Consider the following 20,411-nt stretch of genomic DNA (forward strand, 5'->3'; position numbering starts at 1 on the left):
CCCTGAACCAGGCCATCGAGGACCAGAAGAACGGCATCACCACCCTGATCGAAGCCATGATCAACCAGGAACTGGGTGAGCCCTTCCGCCGCGACGCAATGAAAAAACCGGTCGAAGTCGCAGGCATCAGCGCCGACGACATGAACCAACAGGCCGGGGTCGCCTAAGCAGGTATGAAGCCCGGGCTCAAACGGGTCCGGGTTTCATTCAGCCTTCCGGTCTGGAGGGCGCATTTTTGCACAGAGGAAACATGATGCAGGCGTTAAATGCATCCCGGACGCCCCTGTCGTGGGCGCAAGATTTCGTTCGCAGGAACGGTCATGGATTTCTGATTTCCGTGGTTGTGGCTGTAGCTGCGCAGTTTCTGTCGGAACACTACGGTGCGCCAGCGATGTTGATGGCGCTTTTGCTTGGCATTGCGTTTCATTTTCTGGCCGAGGAAGACAGCGGAAGTTGCAAGGCCGGGATCGAGTTTACCGCACGTACCGTTCTGCGTTTTGGCGTTGCGCTGTTGGGTGCACGTATCTCTGTTGAACTGATGGTAGGCTTGGGGCCGCAATTGATCGCAGTTGTCATAACGGGTGTCATTCTGACGATCCTGTTTGGATTGCTCGGCGCGCGCTTGCTTGGTCGTGGTTGGCGGTTCGGTGTTCTGACCGGCGGTTCGGTTGCGATTTGCGGTGCCTCTGCCGCGATGGCTTTGTCCGCCATTTTGCCAAAGAACGAACACTCCGAACGCAATCTGATCTTCACCGTTCTGTCGGTGACCGTGCTATCCACGGTTGCGATGATCGCCTACCCGATCCTGACCGAGACCTTTGATTTCGACGATCAGATCTCGGGGGTATTTCTGGGCGGTACCATTCACGACGTCGCTCAGGTTGTGGGTGCCGGTTTTTCCGTTTCGGATGAAGCTGGCGAAGTTGCGACGATGGTGAAACTGATCCGCGTTGCCATGCTGGCCCCGGTCGTTCTGGTGATTTCTGCACTTGTCCGCCGCTATGCAGAGTTCAGTGAAGACGAGGGTAAACGGCCTCCGATTTTGCCGATGTTTGTCGTGGGCTTTCTGATCTTCGCGACCTTGAACTCACTTGGGTTCATCCCCGAGGTCATCTCTTCGGCCATGGCCAGCCTCAGCCGCTGGGCACTGCTGGTGTCGATCGCAGCGGTCGGGATGAAAACCTCGCTCAAGCGCATTCTGGATGTAGGGGGGCAGGCCATCGCACTGATCGTCGCCGAGACCGTCTTCATCGCCGTGCTGGTTTTGGCGGGCGTCTACCTCGTGCATTTTTAAAAGGACTTGCCATGAAGCCGTTGGAAGAACTGCTCAAAAATGCTGCGCAATCGCAAAAGAAAATTGTTCTGTCAGAAGGGTCTGACCCCCGCGCGGTCGAAGCTGCGGTTGAAGCAAGGGAGAAGGGCGTCGCCCGAATTGTGCTGGTGGGGGACGAGGGGCTAATCTTACGCCAGCTCGCATCACTGAACGCCCAACCGGGTGGCGGACTAGAAATCGAAGACCCTGCCTCGTCAGCACATATCGATGATTTGGAGGCGTTGTATTTTGAACTGCGCAAGCACAAGGGCGTCACGCAGGAACAGGCCAGGCTTGAAGCACGCAAACCGCATGTATTCGCCGCGCTAATGGTAAAGAAGGGGCTTGCGGACGGAACCCTTGGCGGTGCCGTAGCAACCACGGCTGAGATCGTGCGGACTGCCATTCAGGTCATTGGTCCAAAACCCGGCGAAAAGCTTGTATCCAGCTTTTTTCTGATGCTGTTCTGCGAGGGTCACCACATCAAAAAAGGCGCGCATGTCTTTGCGGATAGCGGTCTGGTCGTTGATCCTTCTGCAGAAGAAATGGCCCAGATCGCGTTGGCTTCAGCCAGTAGTTTCCGGGCGTTGACGCAGGATACTCCGCGGGTCGCGATGTTGTCGTTCTCGACCCGTGGCAGCGCCAGCAGTGCAGCCGTGACCAAGGTCGTTGAGGCCACGCGTTTGGCCAAGGAGGCGGCGCCCGATCTTCTTATTGACGGTGAGTTGCAATTTGATGCAGCCTTTGTGCCCGAGGTTGCAGCAAAAAAGGCCAAGGACTCGCCACTGGGTGGCGATGCGAACATCTTTGTCTTTCCCAACCTCGAATCCGGCAACATCGCCTACAAGATCGCCCAGCGGGTCGGAGGAGCAGTGGCCGTCGGCCCGATTATGCAGGGGCTGGATAAACCAGCCAATGATCTGTCCCGCGGATGTTCGGCCGAGGATATTCTGCACATGATCGCCGTAACCGCAGCCCAGGCCGAAGCAAACGAAACAAAGATGCAACCGAATTCGGAGGTTTTGCGATGAATGTACAAGTCATCAACCTGTTCGACGAACCCGCAACGCGCAGCGAGCGCCGCCTGTCTGATCTGCCGGATCGCGTGGTAGAGGGGGATCCTCACCACAAGGTCGGGATGCATTTCACCAGCTCCGACGGTGCACTCTCGGCGGGCACGTGGACATCAACTCCTGGGAAATGGCACGCGTTCACGGACAAGGATGAGTATTGCTACATCGTTGAAGGACATTGCGCGTTGATTCACCAAGACGGGACGCGGCAGGATTTTCGCACCGGTGACAGCTTTATGATTCCAAACGGCTTTCAGGGCTATTGGGAAGTTGTTGAGACAACGACAAAGCACTTTGTCATACGAGACTTGTCTGAGTGACGTAAACCGTTCCTGGGGCGTGAACCTTCCCATTGAATGGGCTTTGGGTGCATCTGCATTTACAATGAGCTCAGAGGAACTGCATTGCGCGATTTTGATGGAGTGCCTTACACTGTCGATCCAAATCGACCGACTAAGGCTAGCAAGCTTGAATTGCCCCTCTAATCAGACCCACTTGGGTGGTTCAATTTGATTGTTAGGCTCCAGACTTATTGCCAGAACAGAATGGTAGCTGCGAGAGCGATTGCCGACACGAGGACCTTCGTATCGGTTCGCGATGCGGCGCCAGGCTTTGAAACGTCCGAACATGATTTCAAGGCCCTTTCCTTCACGATCTCTTCCATGTCGCGACAGGACACAGAGAGGCGCGACCGGAAATAACCGAAGGGCAAACCTACGCCTTTGTGAAAAGGGCAGCCTTTCATATGTGTTGTCTCAAAAATGCTCGCGATTGAATTGAAAGCAACAGGGGCCAACACACGTGGTCAGGTCACCCGCGATCAAAACTTGGCGACACAACCGGCGCTAATCGCAAATTTGTCGTATTTGAATTATTTTCTGTCCGAAACAACATCTGCAAAAAGCACTTTTCTCAGCGCAGATTGAGGGCTGCAACGAACAGGAGCCTTCATGCGCTATTCAGCTCTGAGAATCCTCAAAGAGGCCCTGACAGGTCACAAAGGGTGGACCCCGCAATGGCGTGACGTCGCGCCTGCGGAGGCCTACGACTATGTCATTGTCGGAGGTGGCGGCCACGGGTTGGCGACGGCCTATTACCTTGCCAAGGAATTCGGCGCGGCACGTATCGCGGTTCTGGAGAAGGGCTGGATAGGCGGCGGTAATGTCGGGCGGAACACGACAATCATTCGGTCGAACTATTTGCTGGACGGAAATGAGCCGTTCTACGAGTTTTCGCTCAAGCTTTGGGAAAACCTGGAACAAGACTTCAACTACAACGCGATGGTCAGCCAGCGTGGAATTCTGAACCTCGTCCATTCAGATGCGCAGCGCGATGCGGCGCGGCGTCGGGGGAATGCCATGATCCTGAACGGGTCGGACGCTGAACTTCTGGATGCCGAGGCTGTTCGGGGGATGTACCCGTTCCTCAATTTCGACGATGCACGCTTTCCAATCCGGGGCGGTCTGTTGCATCGGCGCGGCGGCACAGTGCGGCATGACGCAGTGGCCTGGGGTTACGCCCGCGGGGCCGATATGCGCGGCGTAGATATTATTCAGAACTGCGAAGTCACCGGATTTCGCATCGAAAACGGTGCGGTTCGGGGTGTTGAGACAACCCGCGGATACATCGGGGCCGGAAAGGTTGGTGTTTCGGTTGCGGGCAGTTCCAGCCGGGTGATGGCGATGGCCGGAATGCGCCTTCCCATCGAAAGCCACGTTCTGCAGGCCTTTGTTTCCGAAGGGTTAAAACCCTTCATCCCGGGCGTAATCACCTATGGCGCTGGACATTTTTATTGTAGCCAATCCGACAAGGGCGGGCTGGTATTCGGGGGCGATATCGACATGTACAATACGTACGCCCAAAGGGGTAACCTGCCGGTTGTCGAAGATGTCGTGGAAAGCGGGATTTCTCTGATACCGGCACTTGGACGCGCGCGCCTCTTGCGCAGTTGGGGAGGGCTCATGGACATGTCCATGGACGGCTCGCCCTTCATCGACAGGACGCACATCGACGGCCTCTACTTCAATGGCGGTTGGTGTTACGGCGGGTTCAAGGCGACGCCTGCTTCGGGCTACTGCTTTGCGCATTTGTTGAAGACCGACCGCCCGCATGAAGTAGCCATCGCTTACAGGCTGGATCGGTTTAAAACCGGCCACATGATCGACGAAAAAGGGCAGGGCGCCCAACCGAACCTGCATTGAGGGGCAAACCAGATGATTATTGACCATCCTTTGCTTGGCCCGCGTGATGCGCAGGAGTTTACCTATTTGGGTGATGCCTCGCTTATCAACCGGCCCGATTGGCAGTGTGAAAACGCGCTGAGCGAGTTCCACGACTATCTGTATTTGCGCGACAATCCAGCAGGCGAACACTGTGAGCTTTGGTACCACGAGCAGGGCGATCGTTCGTGGCTTGTCGTCACGCGGAACACAGTTACTCATGAAATTCTGAGCGTCGAACTTGCCCATGACGTGGCGAAGGCGGTTACCGCAGGAAGGTCTGCTAAATGACTCAGGTGAATCGTTTGAATGGCGGCTTGATTGACCGCAGCAGCAGCCTGAACTTTCGGTTTGACGGAAAGACCTACAGCGGGTTTCAGGGTGATACGCTGGCCTCGGCTTTGCTGGCAAATGGCGTGCGACTAACGGGGCGCTCGTTCAAGTATCACCGGCCGAGGGGCGTATTGACGGCAGGCAGCGAAGAACCCAATGCGCTGGTCGAGCTTCGCACGGGCGGGCGGCAAGAACCGAATACCCGCGCCACGGTTGCCGAACTCTATGACGGGCTGGACGCGAATTCGCAAAACCGCTGGCCGTCCTTGGAACGCGATTTCATGGCGATTAACGACCGGTTTTCGAATTTTCTAACGGCAGGTTTTTATTACAAGACGTTTATGTGGCCAAAGGCTTTCTGGGAAAAGCTCTATGAGCCCATCATCCGCAAGGCCGCCGGCTTGGGCAGTTTGACCGGAGAGGACGACCCCGACCTATATGACAAAGGGTTTCTGCATTGTGATCTGCTGATTATCGGCTCGGGACCAGCAGGTTTGGCGGCGGCACTGACAGCAGGTCGCGCGGGCGCACAGGTCATTCTGGCCGAAGAAGATTTCGAGTTGGGCGGACGTCTGATCGCCGAGTCCAGCACGTTGGCAGAAATCTCAGGTGCAGATTGGGTCATGCAGACGCAGGCGGAACTGGCGGGCATGAGCAATGTGCGTCAGATGCCTCGGACCACTGTGTTCGGAGCCTATGATCATGGGATTTACGGCGCGGTCGAGCGCAACGCGGATCATCTTGCTGAACCCGCTCCGGGCAAGCCGCGTCAAACCTTGTGGCGCATCTATTCTAAGCGCGCGTTGATTGCGACTGGCGCGATCGAACGCCCCATCGCGTTTGAAAACAACGACCGCCCCGGGATCATGCTGGCTGGCGCCGTTCGTGCCTATGTCAATCGCTGGGCCACAACGCCTGCGCAATCTGTTGTCGTTTTTGCCAATAACGATGACGCCCACCAAACGGCCCGTGATCTAATGGCGCAGGGCGTCAAGGTGCCCGCCATCATCGACACGCGGCCCGATGCGCCAGATGTTGAGGGGACTGAAGTTCTGAAGGGGGCCGAGATCATCAACACATCCGGTCGTCTCGGTCTGAGTGCGGTTCGGGTCAGGGTCGCCAAAGGATATACACGCAATCTGTATTGCGAAGCGCTGGCGACGTCAGGCGGCTGGAACCCCAACCTCGGCCTGACCTGTCATCAGCGAGGCCGACCGGTTTGGAACGCGGATATTCATGCATTTGTTCCGGGGGAAGGTCTGCCCGTCGGACAGATCGTAGCCGGAGCGGCAAAGGCTGAGCTGACAACCGACGCAGCACTCCGGGGTGGAGCGGCCGCAGCAGTTTCCGCACTTGCTGATCTTGGGATCACCGCGACGCCAGCTGACTTGCCAGCCGCACAGGATGCGCCAGTCTCTCTGTCGCCGTTCTGGCATGTGAAGGACGCAAAACGGGCTTGGTTGGATTTCCAGAACGACGTGACCGTAAAGGACGTCAAACTGGCGCATCAGGAGAATTTCACTTCGGTCGAGCACCTCAAGCGGTACACAACGCTGGGTATGGCAACCGATCAGGGGAAGACTTCTAACGTCGGTGCGCTTGCGGTGATGGCGGAACTGACCGGTAAGTCGATCCCTGAAACCGGCACCACCATCTTCCGACCGCCCTACACACCTGTGGCGATGGGGGCTCTGGCGGGGCGTGCCGTCGATAAAGATTTCCACCCGACCCGGCTGACCCCCAGCCACAAATGGGCCGAGGAGCGGGGCGCAGTGTTCGTCGAAGTCGGCAATTGGATGCGAGCACAATGGTTTCCGCGCAAGGGTGAGACGCATTGGCGTCAGTCAGTTGATCGCGAGGTTCTTCAGACCCGCAATTCAGTTGGTGTCTGTGACGTGACGACACTGGGAAAGATCGACGTGCAGGGTGCTGACGCCGCTGACTTCCTGAACTTTGTTTACGCCAACGGATTCGCCAAACTACCGGTGGGCAAAGTGCGTTATGGTCTGATGCTGCGCGAGGATGGCGTGGCATATGATGACGGGACAGCCGCACGTTTTGCCGAGGACCATTTCGTCGTAACGACAACCACTGCTAACGCGGTTCTGGTCTATCGCAACATGGAATTCGCGCGCCAATGTCTGTGCCCGAATATGGATGTGCAACTTATCTCAACCACCGAGGCCTGGGCGCAATATGCGGTTGCGGGTCCGAACAGCCGCAAGCTGCTGCAAAAGATCGTCGATCCCGAATTCGACATATCGAACGAGGCGTTTCCCTTTATGGCCTGCGGCGAGGTCACCGTCTGCGGGGGGTTGCGCGCGCGGCTTTTCAGAATTTCGTTCTCGGGCGAATTGGCATATGAGATCGCCGTGCCCACCCGTTATGGCGATGCCATGATGCGGGCGCTTATGGAAGCGGGCGAAGAGTTTGATGTGGTGCCTTACGGCACCGAGGCCCTTGGCGTCATGCGCATCGAAAAGGGCCACGCTACGGGCAACGAATTGAACGGAACAACCACTGCTCTGAACCTTGGCCTTGGTCGGATGGTCAGCGACAAGAAAGACTGTATTGGCAATGTGCTTAGTCGTCGTGAGGGAATGAACGCTCCGGATGCGCTGGCTCTGGTCGGCCTGAAGCCTTTGGACGCTAAGGATACCCTGCTGGCAGGCGGGCATCTGATGAACAAGACCGGGCCGGTCGATGCTGCAAATGATCAGGGTTATGTCACCTCTGCAGCCTATTCTCCCACCCTCCAAAGTTCCATCGCTTTGGGTTTTGTGAAAGGCGGGCTCGACCGTAAGGGTGAGCAGTTACGCTTAGTCAATCCGTTGGAAGGTCAGGAAATCTTGGTGGAAATCGTCAGTGCTCATTTCGTTGACCCGGAAGGGGAGAGGCTCCGTGCATAACTTAAAAGCAATTACTCCACTGCGTGGCGTTTCTCCTCGCCTGGATCACATCGGCACGATCAACGTCACCGAGGTCGTGGATCAGGCCCTGGCTTCGGTCGCGGCCCGAAAGGGACAATCTGCCGTCATGCAGCAAGCGCTGGCTGATCACATCGGATTGCACCTACCTGAACCTGGTCACGCCGTGATTGCAGCACCCTTTGGCGCCATCTGGATGGGGCCTGATCAATGGATGATCACCGCCCCGCATGACAGTCATGAACTGCTGGCGTCCGAGGTGAAGGAAATAGTCGGACGCAGCGCCTCGGTGGTCGAGCAGACAGATGGCTGGTGCCGATTTGACGTGGCAGGGGTTGGTTTGTGCGATCTGTTCGAACGGCTTAGCAATGCGCCGGTGCGTACGATGGTGCCCGGTTCGGCCATCCGTACAACAATGGAACATTTGGGTGTGTTTTTGTGGCGATTGGCCGATGATCATATGGCCATCTTAGCCCCCCGGTCTGCTGCGGGTTCGTTGCACCACGGGCTTGTGGCTGCGGCGCGGTCTATCGCCTAAGCTCAGCCCGACGGAAGCACGTCATCGCTACCGACACGCATTGAATTCTTGGCACGCCGGTCGCTGATCGGCGTTACCCCAAACGTCTCGCGGTAATGGCGCATGAAGGAACCGGGCGTGGAATACCCGACCATATAAGCCACTTCGGTGATAGGGTCGTTGGTATATAGAACCAACTGCCGCGCCTGGTTCATTCGCATTTTTCGGTAATAGCTGAGAGGACTTTGACCGGTCGCTTTCTTGAACCCACGCTCCAGAGAGCGTGCCGACAGACCGACTGCTTCGGCCACTTCGCTGATTTGAATAGGGCTTTCGATATGTTCGGCAAAATGCCGAATGGCGCGTGCTACCTGCTTTGGCAGTAAATCCTGGCTTTTCGCCGTAGAAATGGCGGGAACTTTTTGTGACATCGTTGCGCTGCGGATAAACGGGTGCTGAAACCAGCAGGCGACTTCAGCCATCACGTCGCCGCCTAGGCTGTCTTCAATCAATGTCAGCATGTGGTCAAACACGGCCGATGCACCTGAGATAGTCGTAAAATTACCTTCAGAACAAACTACGGTGTCTGTTATCGGGATTTCAGGAAATTCGGCCTTAAAAGCCGCCTCATAACACCAGTGGACGGACAAGGGTTGATCTTCGGTCAGACGGGTTCTTGCAAGGGGGAAAACCCCGCCGCTAATCGCGCCAAGTTTGGTGTTTCCGCGCAACAACCGTTGCAGGGCTGCGTTCGCTTTTGAGGGGTCTTCGAAAACGCTGTTTGGACTGGACGCAAACAGCAAGCGATCCAGACCCTGGACTTCAGCCAGCGTACAGTCGGGTGAAAAGGCCACCCCGGCAGAGGATTGCACTGGCTCGTTTTTTTCAGCAACCACCATCCAGCGGAACGCATCCTGCCCTGAAATTTCATTGGCAGCTCGCAATGGTTCGATACACGAGGTCAGGCATGCCATGGGAAATCCCGGAAAGACTAGGATTCCAAGGGTCATTTCTTCTTTTATCATCGGTTCATTGATATGATGAATTGAACTGATGTCTAAGACAATAGTGCCCATTATTCCTGTCGGCAACGAAGACACCGGACCGGTCTTATGTAGAGACAGAAGTGCGGGTTTGTTTCTCGCTTGGGTGGTGGTTTCAAAGTTGAGTCTTCATTCAGCGACACGCGTTTCAAGCACTTGAAATGCAGGCGCCAAAATTGTGCTCTGCCCGAAATCCGATGCGCCACTTCGGTCCGAGCCAGATATCCTGCTAAAATGAGTTGCCTGAACCCATCGAAACCGAAGATTGGCATCTTTGATGCTTGTCTCTTTGGTATTTCTCGGAGTAAGTCTTGCACACGCAGGGGAGTCCCACCAAGGGGACTGAGAGGCTGACAGGGCATTGCCCGGCGACGCGACCCTTTGAACCTGACCCAGTTGATACTGGCGTAGGAAGCTAGGGCGCGCAGGCTGCAGAAAAGGGCAGGCGTTCTCCGAACAAGGGGGTAAACTACCCTCTCGTTTCCCCAAGCCAAACTCATCTGGTGTCTTTTTGAGTTGAACTGCTTGAGGAGCACCAACATGAACGTCCCCAACCCCAAAATCACTACGGATGAACTGCCCGCGTCGCGCAAGTTCTATGTCAACGGAGCGCTGCATCCAGACATTCGCGTGCCGATGCGTGAGATTTCCGTTCATCCAACCGCAGGTGAGCCGCCCCTGCCGGTCTATGACAGTTCCGGTCCTTATACCGACCCCAATGTAACCACCGACATTCGGCAGGGCTTGCCTGCTCTCCGTCGCAAGTGGATCGAGGCACGTTGCGACATTGAGGAGTATCAGGGGCGCGAGATTAAACCCGAAGACAATGGATTTGTTGAAGGAGATCGGCTGACTCCCGAATTCCCAGTGCGCCCGCTTCCTTTGCGTGCAAAGGACGGCAAGGCGGTGACCCAATTGGCTTATGCCCGCGCCGGTATCATCACGCCTGAAATGGAATTCATCGCAATCCGTGAAAACCAGCTGCGCGAAGCCGTTGTTGAGCCGCGCGAAGGCAACGACTGGGGCGCCAGCATTCCCGACTATGTAACGCCGGAATTCGTGAGGGATGAAGTTGCCGCAGGGCGCGCCATCATCCCGGCCAACATCAACCATCCCGAAAGCGAACCGATGATCATCGGGCGCAATTTCTTGGTCAAGATCAACGCAAATATGGGTACATCGGCCGTGACTTCTTCGATGGAGGAAGAAGTCGACAAGATGGTTTGGGCGATCCGATGGGGCGCTGACACTGTTATGGATCTGTCTACGGGTCGCAACATTCATAACACCCGCGAATGGATCATTCGCAACAGCCCGGTACCGATCGGGACGGTTCCTCTGTATCAGGCGCTGGAAAAGGTAAACGGCATCGCCGAGAACCTGACATGGGAAGTGTTCCGCGACACGCTGATCGAACAGGCGGAACAAGGCGTGGATTACTTCACCATCCACGCGGGGGTTCGCTTGCACATGGTGCCGATGACGGTAAACCGCGTGACAGGCATCGTTTCTCGCGGTGGTTCGATCATGGCAAAATGGTGTCTGCACCATCACAAGGAAAGCTTCCTCTACGAACATTTCGACGAGATATGTGACATCTGCCGCGCCTATGACGTTTCCTTCAGCCTCGGCGATGGACTGCGTCCCGGCTCAATCGCTGATGCGAATGATGAGGCGCAGTTCGCTGAACTGGAAACACTGGGCGAACTGACCAAAATTGCCTGGACCAAAGACTGTCAGGTGATGATCGAAGGGCCGGGCCACGTTGCCATGCACAAGATCAAGGAAAACATGGACAAGCAATTGGAATGCTGCCACGAGGCACCCTTCTATACGCTTGGTCCGCTGACCACGGATATTGCTCCGGGCTATGATCACATCACCAGTGGAATCGGAGCCGCAATGATCGGTTGGTTCGGGTGCGCGATGCTTTGCTATGTCACGCCTAAAGAACATTTGGGCCTGCCGGATCGGGACGACGTCAAAACCGGGGTCATTACCTATAAGATCGCCGCACATGCGGCCGATCTAGCCAAGGGTTTGCCGGGAGCGCAGCGTCGCGATGATGCCCTGTCCCGCGCACGGTTCGAGTTTCGCTGGGAAGACCAATTCAACCTGTCTTTGGACCCCGACACAGCCCGGGAGTTTCACGATCAAACTCTGCCCAAGCAAGCGCACAAAGTCGCGCATTTCTGTTCCATGTGCGGTCCGAAATTCTGTTCAATGCGGATCAGTCACGACATACGGGCAGAAGCCCAAAAAGAGGGTATGGAGGCAATGGCCGCCAAGTTCCGCGAGGGTGGAGACTTGTACGTACCTGTTAACGAATAATAGCTAGACCAGTATTGCGCCTGCACGATCATCGAAAAATAGATGTTACAGGTGTAGGCGCAATTATTGGACCTCGATGTGCGTTCGCTCGTGTCTCGACCAAAAGCGATACAGGCTCTCGGCGAACCCAGTTGCAGCGCAGACCGCGCCTGAATGCCCCAGCAGAGCTGTTTTAAGCGCTCAACAACAACAACTTGTAAACCCCTGTCAGTGCGGGTGATGTTGCTGTGGCCGCACCGCCGACCTGGAAGGTCATTGTGTTGCTTGACGCGGAAATGTTACTGACCTCCAGACCCGAGTTTGTACCATCCCACCATTTGCTGTTTGGCGTTGTCGCGTCATCGAACTCTGTTATCCCAGAGGCAGGGAAAAGGTCGGTGGAATCGCCTGAATTGGAATTGTTCTCCAGATCGAAATTTCCATCGGCTTGTTCCAGCGAGCACTCGTAGTGCAGGGCGGCCGTCATCTGCTCGTTATTGTTGCTTCCACTTTCCTCAACGTGCCAGATCGCCAAGCCGGAATCCGGCAGCGCCGTATCACGTCCTGTTTGCTGACGGTTTTCAATGATGAAATACTCGGTATCACTGCGTGGAAAGATACAGAAGTCGTTCTGACCGGCGTTTACGGTTGCTGTCATTCCCGGAGCCAGCGTTGTCAAGTTCGAAGTCCACCCCGCGGCATGCTTTAAATAGGCATCTATTTGGACTGGGTTCTTGGGATTGCCGCTGGAGGACATCAGTGAGTAGAGCCCGGTTCCACGGGATTCGTACCCGTAGTCATACAGATCTGGAAAATCGCAGATCATGTGCCCGTTTTCGTGACAAAACGTGCCAAGGGTTAACTCGTCTCCCATATTGGTGAATTGGTAGTCGAAGAACTTTCTGCCACCCCCAATATTGTAAGCGGACGCCAGCGACCAGGAATGCGGCCAAAGCCCTTCGGCCCAGTTGTTTACCCGATCGCCTGCATAGAAAACATTCAGCGCATGTATGAAACCTAACCCATCTGCGGTCAGTCCGCTGAAATCAAATCCGTTGGCGACCAAATCATCAAGAGCTTCGGTGATGAGCTCGCGGGCACGCGTTCCAAAGCTGACCGTTTCGTCAGTATAGTAGCTGCGGTTGTTCTGGGCTGTGTAATATACCGTCACGATATTGGTGTAGGTCAGCTTTCCGTCCGACACATCGAAGAAATAGTCGCGCACGGAACCATTGTTGCCAAAACCGGAATACCCAACGTCGTTACAATACTTGGTAACCTCGTTTTGCGAGATTGTCCCTGCGACGTCTGGAAAATCGATCAATACGCAAAGCCCTACAAAGGTGCCGGTTGTCGGGCCTGACGGCGGAGCGGCAAATGGGCCGCCGGGGGCAGCTTTCTTTGCCATCACGCGCTCCGCCCAGCGGTCTTCCCAACGTCGGCGCCCACTGATCATTTGCGACCGTAAGGCATCAGCTTTTGCGACCTCATGTGAAGGTCTCAAATGCTGGGCCAAACCGGCTGCACTGGGATCATCGCGGCCAGGTGCCAACGAAGACGCTACAAGCTGCGCACCATCGGCGGCCGCTTCGGCAAAACGCCACTCGCGACTGGTCTCGCATTTGACGACCGTAAAGCCGTCTTCAGTTTCGAAGGTCGCATAAAACTGGTTTCCACTCCCACGAACCTTGAATGACGTTCCATCTGGATTGTGAAAGGTGAATTCTTCTCCATCAAATGGCATAGGCATAACAAAAACTCCAAAAGCTAAAGGTTACCCGGCAGACACGAATTACTTCCGCCGAGCATGTGCCAAGCGCGAAGTCTAGCGCGTCTTTTTGGTCGTACGCCGACGAGTGGTCTTGGCCTTCGGCTTTGCCTCGGCCTTTTTTGCATCACCCGCCGAGGCGGCCTTGGCCTCGGGTTCGGGATTGTCCACATTCGTTTTGGCGCTGAATGGTACGGAAGAGGGCGCCGTTAAAACTGGGTTCTCTATGGACGGTGGACGCCCTGTCGGAGCCACCCTGGGTGATGATCCCGCGGCTTCCAACTCCGGGTTCATGATATCGGCAGACCTGCCAGCAGGCCCTCCCTCCCCGCCGAGCGGTGGATTTTGCACGTTGCTTGCAGCGGACTTGGCGGCAGAAGTCTCAGTGGCGGTGTCAAGAGGTGGGTTCTCTATATCCGACATTACATTCTCCTTTTCGCACAGCTAGAGTAACAATTGCCGCGCGATCAGGCCCGCACGTAAAGTCTGTTAATCGTGCTGTAAGCTGATGTTGCGGTTAGCAGGGCCCAAACGGTCTTGGTCGCACTGATCGCCGTCAAAGCCGTCGCCAACATTTCCCGCTCATAGGTTGCATTTGCGTTGAACCAATGATGGAAGCTTCCATCAGTCGCACGCAGAGAAATGTAGATCACACCGTTTTCAGCCGGTCCGGCCGCAGTAACTTCGCAGGTTTTCCAAGGCATCTTACAAATCCTTTCTCTGTATCAAATTACGTGTCGCCCAGTACAAAAATACGGAAGAACAAAATTCAGAAAGGCAGGGTGACAACTAACAAGTTTACGACGATTCGTGTCGTGTCCAAACAACAAAACGTCGCAAAAGTGATATAGCGACGTGTGTCTGCTCCAAGTTTGGAAGTGCTTTTTACTGGAGTTTGGAGTATTGGTGGCGCGCAGTACGCTACCGAAGATCACCAGTTGTCTTTCTCATCGTCCACTCCTCGGTGGTGACGATGAGCCAGAAACTCTGTCTTATCAAATTGCCCTGAATGGACCCATAAGTGCTGACGTTAGACAGTACTCAGTCTGAATTGCAATGGAAAAAGCTATCAGCACACCCTGCTCATATCGGCCGGGCAAGTTCTCTGATCCAATTCGAGAACTCTTTTTCTGACACATCTCCGGATGCCAGGTCTTCCATCATCCTGACGCCCTGGACAGGATCAGGGCGAATTGAAAGCCCGTTGAGCCGGAGAAAGGTTGCCGCAGTTACAAATGCGGTGCGTTTGTTGCCGTCTACAAACGCGTGAGCCTTGGCGATGCCAAAAGCGTAAGCAGCTGCAATTTCTGGAAGGTCTGCATCAGTGTATGCGGCGAGGTTCATTGCCCGAGCACAGCCCATCTCAAGAAGAGCTACATCTCGTAATCCGGGGGCTCCGCCGTGTCTTGCAATTTGCCTGTCGTGGATGACGATGATTGCGCTGAACGGAACCCAGGTAAACTGCTTCACGCAAGCGCCTCAAGAAGGTCTCTGTTTTCATCCATTACAATCTCTGCGGCAGCTAGTGCTTCGGCAACAGAAGGATCGTGCGCCAAAACTTTCAATGCACCATCATCGCTGCGGACCACGAAAAGACTATCGCCTTCCTTGACGTCCAAAATTGTCAGCATCTCAGTCGTCAAAGTCATGACCGCAGAATTCCCGACTTTGCGAATTTTGGTTTCTATCATGATGGTCTCCTACGTGTATCCAGATGTATATACCTGATTGCATCGGCAATCAAGAAAAACAGAAGTGAGTTCTATCGCACATTTGAGTTTCAGGAATACGAGGAAGAAAACTTGTTTGCGCGTCACATGGCGAATGTCTCAGGCACCCTTTTCACAGAGGCTCCATAGATGCCTGATTTTATTTCTCATCTTCACTCTTTGGCGGTTGTAATGAGCCGTAAACCCTCGGGTCTCATACCATTCTACATGGTCCAATTGGTACTGCCGTTACACAAACCAACATGTCGTTGCAGATGAAACCATTTTGACCTATTCTATGTGAAGCATGCAACTCGATACATTTTTTCCATACCGACTGGCTGTGGCGTCCGAAGCTTTTTCAAGAAATCTGACAGACGTCTATGAGCGTGAACTGGGCCTTTCGCGCGAGGAATGGCGATTGCTGTTTCTGCTGGCGAACGCAGAAAGCATGACCTCTCTGGACCTTGCGCGGCGCACGACACTGGACAAAGTGCAGGTCAGCCGGGCGGCCAAGCGCCTTGATGAGAAGGGGCTGATCGTCCGTGAGATCTCAGATGAGGACCGTAGAATCCGGGTCTACCGCTGTACGCCCGAAGGGTTTCGCCAGTTTCAGCACCTGGAGCCAAAGGTGCGGGAGCGGGCCGACCGTATGCTTGACGCGCTGACACCTGAAGATCGCGAGGCGTTGGAGAGAGGTATATCGGCGCTGATGAAAGTGGCCAAAACCTGTTGAAAAAGAGGACAGACGCCGAAGTGACCTCTGCCCGTGCTCGTTAATGACGCTCGATGGCCGCAAGCAGCGTGCCTGTGCAGGCACCAAACCCGATACGAAAACCGTTGCCACGCGCCGCGCCGCGTAAGGTGAGCGTGTCGCCGTCTTCAAGAAAGCTGCGCTCCTCTCCACTGTCCAGCGTCAGGGGTTCCTTGCCGCCCCAGCTGAGTTCCAGCAGGCTGCCACGGTTTTCCTTTTCCGGGCCGGAAATCGTACCCGACCCTAGCAGATCGCCCACCCGCATCGGGCAGCCGCTGGTCGTGTGATGGGCCAGTTGCTGGGCCGCCGAATAATACATTTCGTTGTAGTTGGTGCGCGCGATAACCGTCTCTGCTGCATCATTCGGAGCCAGACCGACTTCAAGCGCGATGTCATAAAGCATCGGGCCGGGCTCTTGTAGATAAGGTAGCAACTCCTTCTCACGCTCGGGAATCGAGGTGCGGAAAGATTCCAGCGCCGCTTTGGTCACGATCCATGGACTGATCGAGGTTGCTGTGGCCTTGGCCTGAAACGGGCCGAGTGGCTGGTATTCCCACGCCTGAATGTCGCGCGCGGACCAATCGTTCAACAGGACATAGCCAAAGATCATGTCATCGGCCTGCTGAACCGATACGGGGCCGTTCGAGGGCTGGCCGACAATCGCGCCCATCTCAAGTTCCAGATCAAACCGCCGGGACGGCGCAAAGATCGGCGCCTCCATATCGGGGCCCTTCAGCTGTCCCCACGGGCGGCGTACATTGGTTCCACTGACCACGACCGAGGACGCCCGACCGTTATAGCCAATGGGGATATGCAGCCAGTTCGGGGGCAGGGCGTTTTCGGGGCCACGGAACATGGTGCCGACATTGAACGCGTGATTGCGGCCCGCGTAGAAATCCGTGTACTCGGCGACGTCGAAGGGCATTGCCATCGTGACCGAGGCCATCGGCACAAGGTAATTTGTCAGTTCGTCCTGTTGGACCGAGCCAGCGGCTAACGCCTCGGTCAGCATAGAGCGGAATTTATCCCAAACCCCAGCGCCAAGCGCCATGAAGCCATTCCATGATCCGTTTGCAAACACGTTTGCCTCGGGCAGATCAAGTTTGCCGTCCGCTTCCATCAGCGTGAGGTCAAGGATCATGTCCCCGATGGCGACGCCACAGTGCAGAGCGTCCGCTTCGGTTCTGAAAACGCCATAGGGCAGGTTGTTGAGCGGAAAGTCGGTCGTGGCAGAGTTCGCGCTTTCGACCCAGGAGGGCAGGAGTTTGGTCATGGTTACACCTTTAAGCCGCGTCGGGCTGGTTTTCGGGGCGGGCGTCGTTGAACGCCGCTAAGGAAAGGGCGCGTTCCTCAATCTCTAGAAGGCGGGGGAAGGGGGCCATATCAAGGCCCCAGCGATGCGCGTTATATAGCTGGGCGACAAGACATATATCGGCAAGATCGGGGCTGTCGCCAAAGCTGAACGCCGTGCCCTTTGGCAGCAAGGCCTGATAGGCGGCAAACCCTTCGGTCATCCAATGGCGGAACCAGTCTAGCTGGCCGTCAGCCGTAAGGCCCAGATGCGTCTTGAGGTGGGTCAGAACCTTGAGGTTGTTGACCGGGTGGATATCCATCGCAATGGTCTGCGCGGCGGCCTGAACACGGGCGCGCTGCAGCGGGTCTTTCGGCAACAGCGGCGGCTCTGGCACCGTGGCGTCCAGATACTCGATAATGGCAAGCGACTGGGTCAGAACGGTGCCATCCTCAAGAACAAGGGTCGGAACACCTTTGCCGGGGTTGAGGGCAGTGTAATCCGGCGCACGCTGCTCTCCGGTAACCAGATTGACCGGGCAGGTTTCAAAGCTGAGACCTTTGAGATTCAGCGCAATCCGGACCCGGTAGGAGGTCGTAGAACGCCAATAAGAGTAGAGTTTCATCACCTCACCCAGTCATTCTGAATGTATGGTCAAGCCCTGCTGGCAGGCAGGCCCCACGCCGATCGCTCGGCGCGGGACAGTGCATCAGGCGCTTTTGTTAAGCTCTTTGGCGTGCAGCCAATCCGCGTGTTTCGGCGCTTTCTTGGTTTTCGACCAATCTTCGAGCATCAGCCATTTCACCTCGTCCATACGTGCCAGCATCGCCTCTTCCTCTGGGTCGGGGCAGGCCAGTTCAATCCGGTGGCCGGAGGGATCGAAGAAATAGATCGAATGGAAGATTGAATGGTCGGTGACCCCAAGTACCTCGACGCCGTTGGCCTCGAGATGTTCCTTGAACTCGATCAGGGTTGCGCGGTCTTTGACCTTGAAGGCGATGTGCTGAACCCAGATCGGCGTGTTCGGATCGCGGCCCATCTCGGGCTTGGTCGGCAGCTCGAAGAACGCCAGAACGTTGCCGTCACCAGCATCCAGGAACAGATGCATGTAGGGGTCCGGCTCGTGGGTCGAGGGCACGTGGTCCTCGGCAATGGCCAGAATGAAATCCATGTTCAGCATTTTGCCGTACCACTCGACGGTTTCCTTGGCGTCTTTGCAGCGATAGGCGACGTGGTGAATTTTCTCGATTTTCATCGTGTCCTCCTTTCCGAAGGGGTTAGGTCAGCGCGGTTCACATCAGTCCCACAAGCCAGAGCGACAGTGAGGGGATGAGGATAAGCAGGGCCAGCCGCAGGATGTCGGCGATCCAGAAGGGCAGGACACCCTTGAAGATGGTCGCCAGCGACACGTCCTGAAGCACGCCTTTGAGCACAAAGACATTCATGCCAACCGGGGGTGTTATCAGGCTGATCTCGGTCGCGACAACAACGACGATGGCGAACCAGATCAGTGCGTTTTCGGGGTCGAGCAGCAGTTCGTTGGCAAACTCCAGTTCGAACATCAGCGGATAGAAGACCGGCACTGTCAGCAGGATCATCGACAGGCTTTCCAGCACACAGCCGAGCACCATGTAGACCAGGATGATGAACACGATTACGGCCCAGACCGGCATTTCATTGTCGATCACAAAGCTGGACAGCGCATCGGGCAGACCGGCGAAGTTGATGAAATTGGTAAACAGTTCGGCCCCGATGATGACGGCGAAGATCATCGCCGTGGCGCGGATGGAGTCCATCGTCGCGGCGAAGAACCCACTCCAGGTCATCGACCGCAAGGCGACAGCGATCAGCACAGACGCACCTGCGCCCATGCCCGCAGCTTCGGTTGGCGTGAAGAACCCACCGTAAATGCCGGTCATGATGAACAGAAACAGGCCCAGCACGCAGAAGACGCCAACCAGATCGGTACGGCTCATCGGTTCTGTGTTCTCTTCCTCGGGCGCGAGGGCAGGGTTCACTCGAACCGCGACCATGACAGCGCCAAGATACAGCACCACACCGATGATGCCCGGAATGATCCCGGCGATGAACAGTTTGGCGATGTTGGTTTCGGTCAGCAGACCATAAATGATCAGGATCACCGAGGGCGGAATCAAGATGCCCAGCGTACCGCCCGCAGCAATGGACCCTGTGGCCAACCGGTCATCATAACCAAACTTGCGCATCGAGGGCATCGCGACCTTGGACATGGTCGCCGCCGTTGCCAGCGAGGATCCGCAGACGGCAGAGAAGCCCCCGCATGAGAAGACCGAGGCCATGGCTAGGCCACCGCGCAGCTTGCCGAACAGCCGGTCAGCGCCTGCAAACAGGCCATGCGCCACGCCAGACCCAGCCAGCACGTTGCCCATGAAGATAAACAGCGGAATGACCGACAGGCTGTAGGACAGCGCGGTGTCGAAGGCCACTTGCCCGGTCATCGCCCAGGCTGGTTCCCAGCCGCGCATATAGGCAAAGCCGAACCCGCCGACCGCTGCCATGGCAAAGGCAATCGGCACCCGCAACAGGATCAGCCCCAACAGGACGGCAAAACCGATCAGCGATTCAATCATGGCAAAGCCTCCGGAGGGGTTTGGTCGGTGCCACGCTGTTTCGGCGGCTGCAACCCGCGCAGAAAGGCGATGAAGGCCGAGACCATGCAGGACACGCCGGCCAGATAGCCGAACGGAGCCAGCGGAATTTCCAGCGCGTTACTGACGGCGCCGTCATGGGCCGCTTTGGCCGCATGGGTAAACAGCCGCCAGGCGAAGGTGGCCAACAGGGCCGCGGAAAACAGCCCGGCAAAGGCCGAGAGCAGACGCTGGGTATGCTTGCCGAGGGCCATGTTGAGCAAGTCGACCTCGATATGCTCGCGCCGCTCTGTGGTCAGTGGCAAAGCTAGAAAAACCAGAGCAGCCAGCAGAATTTCGGTCAGCTCGAATGCGCCAGCCAGCGGCGCATTCAGAAAGTAACGCCCGATCACATCCACACAGGTGATGAGAATGAGGCAGAACAGGATCAGAGCGGCACCGGCACCAAGCGTCCTGTCAAGCAGCAGCCCGATATCCAGCCCCTCTTCCGGGGGCTGGTCGCGGAAACGATGGCGAAGCCGCTCCATG

At 56.2% G+C, this 20,411-nt stretch carries 19 protein-coding genes and 1 riboswitch; of the genes, 9 read left to right on the top strand and 10 right to left on the bottom strand.

Annotated elements, in window-relative coordinates:
* The first annotated feature begins 250 nt into the window (after positions 1-250).
* The 7 genes from ACR0ER_RS12615 (at position 251) to ACR0ER_RS12645 (ending at position 8,402) form a co-directional block, all read left to right on the top strand.
* Entirely contained in the window at positions 251-1,294 is a 1,044-nt protein-coding gene (locus tag ACR0ER_RS12615; RefSeq protein WP_480769232.1) for a YeiH family protein, read from the top strand.
* An 11-nt stretch (positions 1,295-1,305) separates the two neighbouring features.
* Entirely contained in the window at positions 1,306-2,343 is a 1,038-nt protein-coding gene (gene pta, locus ACR0ER_RS12620) for a phosphate acetyltransferase (RefSeq protein ID WP_480769233.1), read from the top strand.
* Complete coding sequence (locus tag ACR0ER_RS12625) at positions 2,340-2,705, top strand: cupin domain-containing protein (RefSeq protein ID WP_480769234.1); 366 nt, start codon at positions 2,340-2,342, stop codon at positions 2,703-2,705. The genes pta and ACR0ER_RS12625 overlap by 4 nt, the downstream gene beginning before the upstream one ends.
* Positions 2,706-3,335: 630 nt before the next feature.
* The gene (locus ACR0ER_RS12630; RefSeq protein ID WP_480769235.1) at positions 3,336-4,586 is read left to right on the top strand and encodes a sarcosine oxidase subunit beta family protein; all 1,251 of its coding nucleotides are present in this window, start codon (positions 3,336-3,338) and stop codon (positions 4,584-4,586) included.
* A 12-nt stretch (positions 4,587-4,598) separates the two neighbouring features.
* Positions 4,599-4,895, top strand: coding sequence for a sarcosine oxidase subunit delta (locus tag ACR0ER_RS12635; RefSeq protein ID WP_480769236.1), 297 nt, complete (start codon positions 4,599-4,601; stop codon positions 4,893-4,895).
* Positions 4,892-7,846 (top strand): sarcosine oxidase subunit alpha family protein, encoded by a 2,955-nt coding sequence (locus ACR0ER_RS12640; RefSeq protein ID WP_480769237.1) that lies wholly within the window; start codon positions 4,892-4,894, stop codon positions 7,844-7,846. The genes ACR0ER_RS12635 and ACR0ER_RS12640 overlap by 4 nt, the downstream gene beginning before the upstream one ends.
* Entirely contained in the window at positions 7,839-8,402 is a 564-nt protein-coding gene (locus ACR0ER_RS12645) for a sarcosine oxidase subunit gamma (protein ID WP_480769238.1), read from the top strand. The genes ACR0ER_RS12640 and ACR0ER_RS12645 overlap by 8 nt, the downstream gene beginning before the upstream one ends.
* Before the next feature lie 2 nt (positions 8,403-8,404).
* On the opposite strand, the gene ACR0ER_RS12650 is transcribed toward ACR0ER_RS12645, so the two are convergent.
* Complete coding sequence (locus ACR0ER_RS12650) at positions 8,405-9,406, bottom strand: GlxA family transcriptional regulator (RefSeq protein WP_480769368.1); 1,002 nt, start codon at positions 9,404-9,406, stop codon at positions 8,405-8,407.
* 329 nt (positions 9,407-9,735) lie between these two features.
* Positions 9,736-9,855: riboswitch (TPP riboswitch) on the top strand.
* Positions 9,856-9,964: 109 nt separating this feature from the next.
* Between ACR0ER_RS12650 and thiC the strand changes: the two genes are divergently transcribed.
* Positions 9,965-11,755 (top strand): phosphomethylpyrimidine synthase ThiC, encoded by a 1,791-nt coding sequence (gene thiC / locus ACR0ER_RS12655; RefSeq protein WP_480769239.1) that lies wholly within the window; start codon positions 9,965-9,967, stop codon positions 11,753-11,755.
* A 172-nt stretch (positions 11,756-11,927) separates the two neighbouring features.
* Here thiC and ACR0ER_RS12660 read toward each other — a convergent pair whose 3' ends face one another.
* The 4 genes from ACR0ER_RS12660 to ACR0ER_RS12675 all read right to left on the bottom strand — a co-directional run bounded on the left by ACR0ER_RS12660 (position 11,928) and on the right by ACR0ER_RS12675 (position 15,193).
* A complete protein-coding gene (locus ACR0ER_RS12660; protein ID WP_480769240.1) occupies positions 11,928-13,484 on the bottom strand; it encodes a M6 family metalloprotease domain-containing protein in 1,557 nt (518 codons plus the stop codon).
* Between the two features lie 485 nt (positions 13,485-13,969).
* Positions 13,970-14,206 carry a hypothetical protein gene (locus ACR0ER_RS12665; protein WP_170330235.1) on the bottom strand — a complete coding sequence of 79 codons (237 nt, stop codon included), beginning with the start codon at positions 14,204-14,206 and terminating at the stop codon, positions 13,970-13,972.
* 379 nt (positions 14,207-14,585) lie between these two features.
* Positions 14,586-14,972: a type II toxin-antitoxin system death-on-curing family toxin gene (locus ACR0ER_RS12670; protein WP_480769241.1), complete on the bottom strand. Its 387-nt coding sequence runs from the start codon at positions 14,970-14,972 to the stop codon at positions 14,586-14,588.
* Positions 14,969-15,193: an AbrB/MazE/SpoVT family DNA-binding domain-containing protein gene (locus ACR0ER_RS12675; protein WP_480769242.1), complete on the bottom strand. Its 225-nt coding sequence runs from the start codon at positions 15,191-15,193 to the stop codon at positions 14,969-14,971. Before ACR0ER_RS12675 ends, ACR0ER_RS12670 begins: the two co-directional genes overlap by 4 nt.
* Before the next feature lie 325 nt (positions 15,194-15,518).
* On the opposite strand from ACR0ER_RS12675, the gene ACR0ER_RS12680 reads away from it, so the two are divergent.
* Complete coding sequence (locus tag ACR0ER_RS12680) at positions 15,519-15,947, top strand: MarR family winged helix-turn-helix transcriptional regulator (protein ID WP_170330237.1); 429 nt, start codon at positions 15,519-15,521, stop codon at positions 15,945-15,947.
* Between the two features lie 40 nt (positions 15,948-15,987).
* Here the strand turns inward: ACR0ER_RS12680 and fahA are convergent, their stop codons facing one another.
* The 5 genes from fahA to ACR0ER_RS12705 form a co-directional block, all read right to left on the bottom strand.
* Positions 15,988-17,238 (bottom strand): fumarylacetoacetase, encoded by a 1,251-nt coding sequence (gene fahA / locus ACR0ER_RS12685; RefSeq protein WP_480769243.1) that lies wholly within the window; start codon positions 17,236-17,238, stop codon positions 15,988-15,990.
* A gap of 10 nt (positions 17,239-17,248) precedes the next feature.
* The gene (gene maiA / locus ACR0ER_RS12690) at positions 17,249-17,881 is read right to left on the bottom strand and encodes a maleylacetoacetate isomerase (RefSeq protein ID WP_480769244.1); all 633 of its coding nucleotides are present in this window, start codon (positions 17,879-17,881) and stop codon (positions 17,249-17,251) included.
* Positions 17,882-17,965: 84 nt separating this feature from the next.
* A complete protein-coding gene (locus tag ACR0ER_RS12695) occupies positions 17,966-18,511 on the bottom strand; it encodes a VOC family protein (protein WP_170516642.1) in 546 nt (181 codons plus the stop codon).
* 37 nt (positions 18,512-18,548) lie between these two features.
* Positions 18,549-19,865, bottom strand: coding sequence for a TRAP transporter large permease (locus ACR0ER_RS12700; protein ID WP_170328686.1), 1,317 nt, complete (start codon positions 19,863-19,865; stop codon positions 18,549-18,551).
* Positions 19,862-20,410 carry a TRAP transporter small permease gene (locus tag ACR0ER_RS12705; RefSeq protein ID WP_480769245.1) on the bottom strand — a complete coding sequence of 183 codons (549 nt, stop codon included), beginning with the start codon at positions 20,408-20,410 and terminating at the stop codon, positions 19,862-19,864. Before ACR0ER_RS12705 ends, ACR0ER_RS12700 begins: the two co-directional genes overlap by 4 nt.
* Between the last annotated feature and the right edge of the window lies 1 nt (position 20,411).

The organism is Ruegeria sp. CH8, assembly GCF_056536985.1.

Bases quoted from the DNA above. Each gene is read 5' to 3' on its own strand.
- pta (WP_480769233.1), top strand. From the start codon at position 1,306: ATGAAGCCGTTGGAAGAACTGCTCAAAAATGCTGCGCAATCGCAAAAG.
- ACR0ER_RS12705 (WP_480769245.1), bottom strand. From the start codon at position 20,410: ATGGAGCGGCTTCGCCATCGTTTCCGCGACCAGCCCCCGGAAGAGGGG.
- ACR0ER_RS12650 (WP_480769368.1), bottom strand. From the start codon at position 9,406: ATGATAAAAGAAGAAATGACCCTTGGAATCCTAGTCTTTCCGGGATTT.
- ACR0ER_RS12625 (WP_480769234.1), top strand. From the start codon at position 2,340: ATGAATGTACAAGTCATCAACCTGTTCGACGAACCCGCAACGCGCAGC.
- ACR0ER_RS12635 (WP_480769236.1), top strand. From the start codon at position 4,599: ATGATTATTGACCATCCTTTGCTTGGCCCGCGTGATGCGCAGGAGTTT.
- ACR0ER_RS12700 (WP_170328686.1), bottom strand. From the start codon at position 19,865: ATGATTGAATCGCTGATCGGTTTTGCCGTCCTGTTGGGGCTGATCCTG.
- ACR0ER_RS12640 (WP_480769237.1), top strand. From the start codon at position 4,892: ATGACTCAGGTGAATCGTTTGAATGGCGGCTTGATTGACCGCAGCAGC.
- ACR0ER_RS12660 (WP_480769240.1), bottom strand. From the start codon at position 13,484: ATGCCTATGCCATTTGATGGAGAAGAATTCACCTTTCACAATCCAGAT.
- ACR0ER_RS12665 (WP_170330235.1), bottom strand. From the start codon at position 14,206: ATGCCTTGGAAAACCTGCGAAGTTACTGCGGCCGGACCGGCTGAAAAC.
- ACR0ER_RS12615 (WP_480769232.1), top strand. From the start codon at position 251: ATGATGCAGGCGTTAAATGCATCCCGGACGCCCCTGTCGTGGGCGCAA.
- maiA (WP_480769244.1), bottom strand. From the start codon at position 17,881: ATGAAACTCTACTCTTATTGGCGTTCTACGACCTCCTACCGGGTCCGG.
- ACR0ER_RS12630 (WP_480769235.1), top strand. From the start codon at position 3,336: ATGCGCTATTCAGCTCTGAGAATCCTCAAAGAGGCCCTGACAGGTCAC.
- ACR0ER_RS12695 (WP_170516642.1), bottom strand. From the start codon at position 18,511: ATGAAAATCGAGAAAATTCACCACGTCGCCTATCGCTGCAAAGACGCC.
- fahA (WP_480769243.1), bottom strand. From the start codon at position 17,238: ATGACCAAACTCCTGCCCTCCTGGGTCGAAAGCGCGAACTCTGCCACG.
- ACR0ER_RS12680 (WP_170330237.1), top strand. From the start codon at position 15,519: ATGCAACTCGATACATTTTTTCCATACCGACTGGCTGTGGCGTCCGAA.
- ACR0ER_RS12675 (WP_480769242.1), bottom strand. From the start codon at position 15,193: ATGATAGAAACCAAAATTCGCAAAGTCGGGAATTCTGCGGTCATGACT.
- thiC (WP_480769239.1), top strand. From the start codon at position 9,965: ATGAACGTCCCCAACCCCAAAATCACTACGGATGAACTGCCCGCGTCG.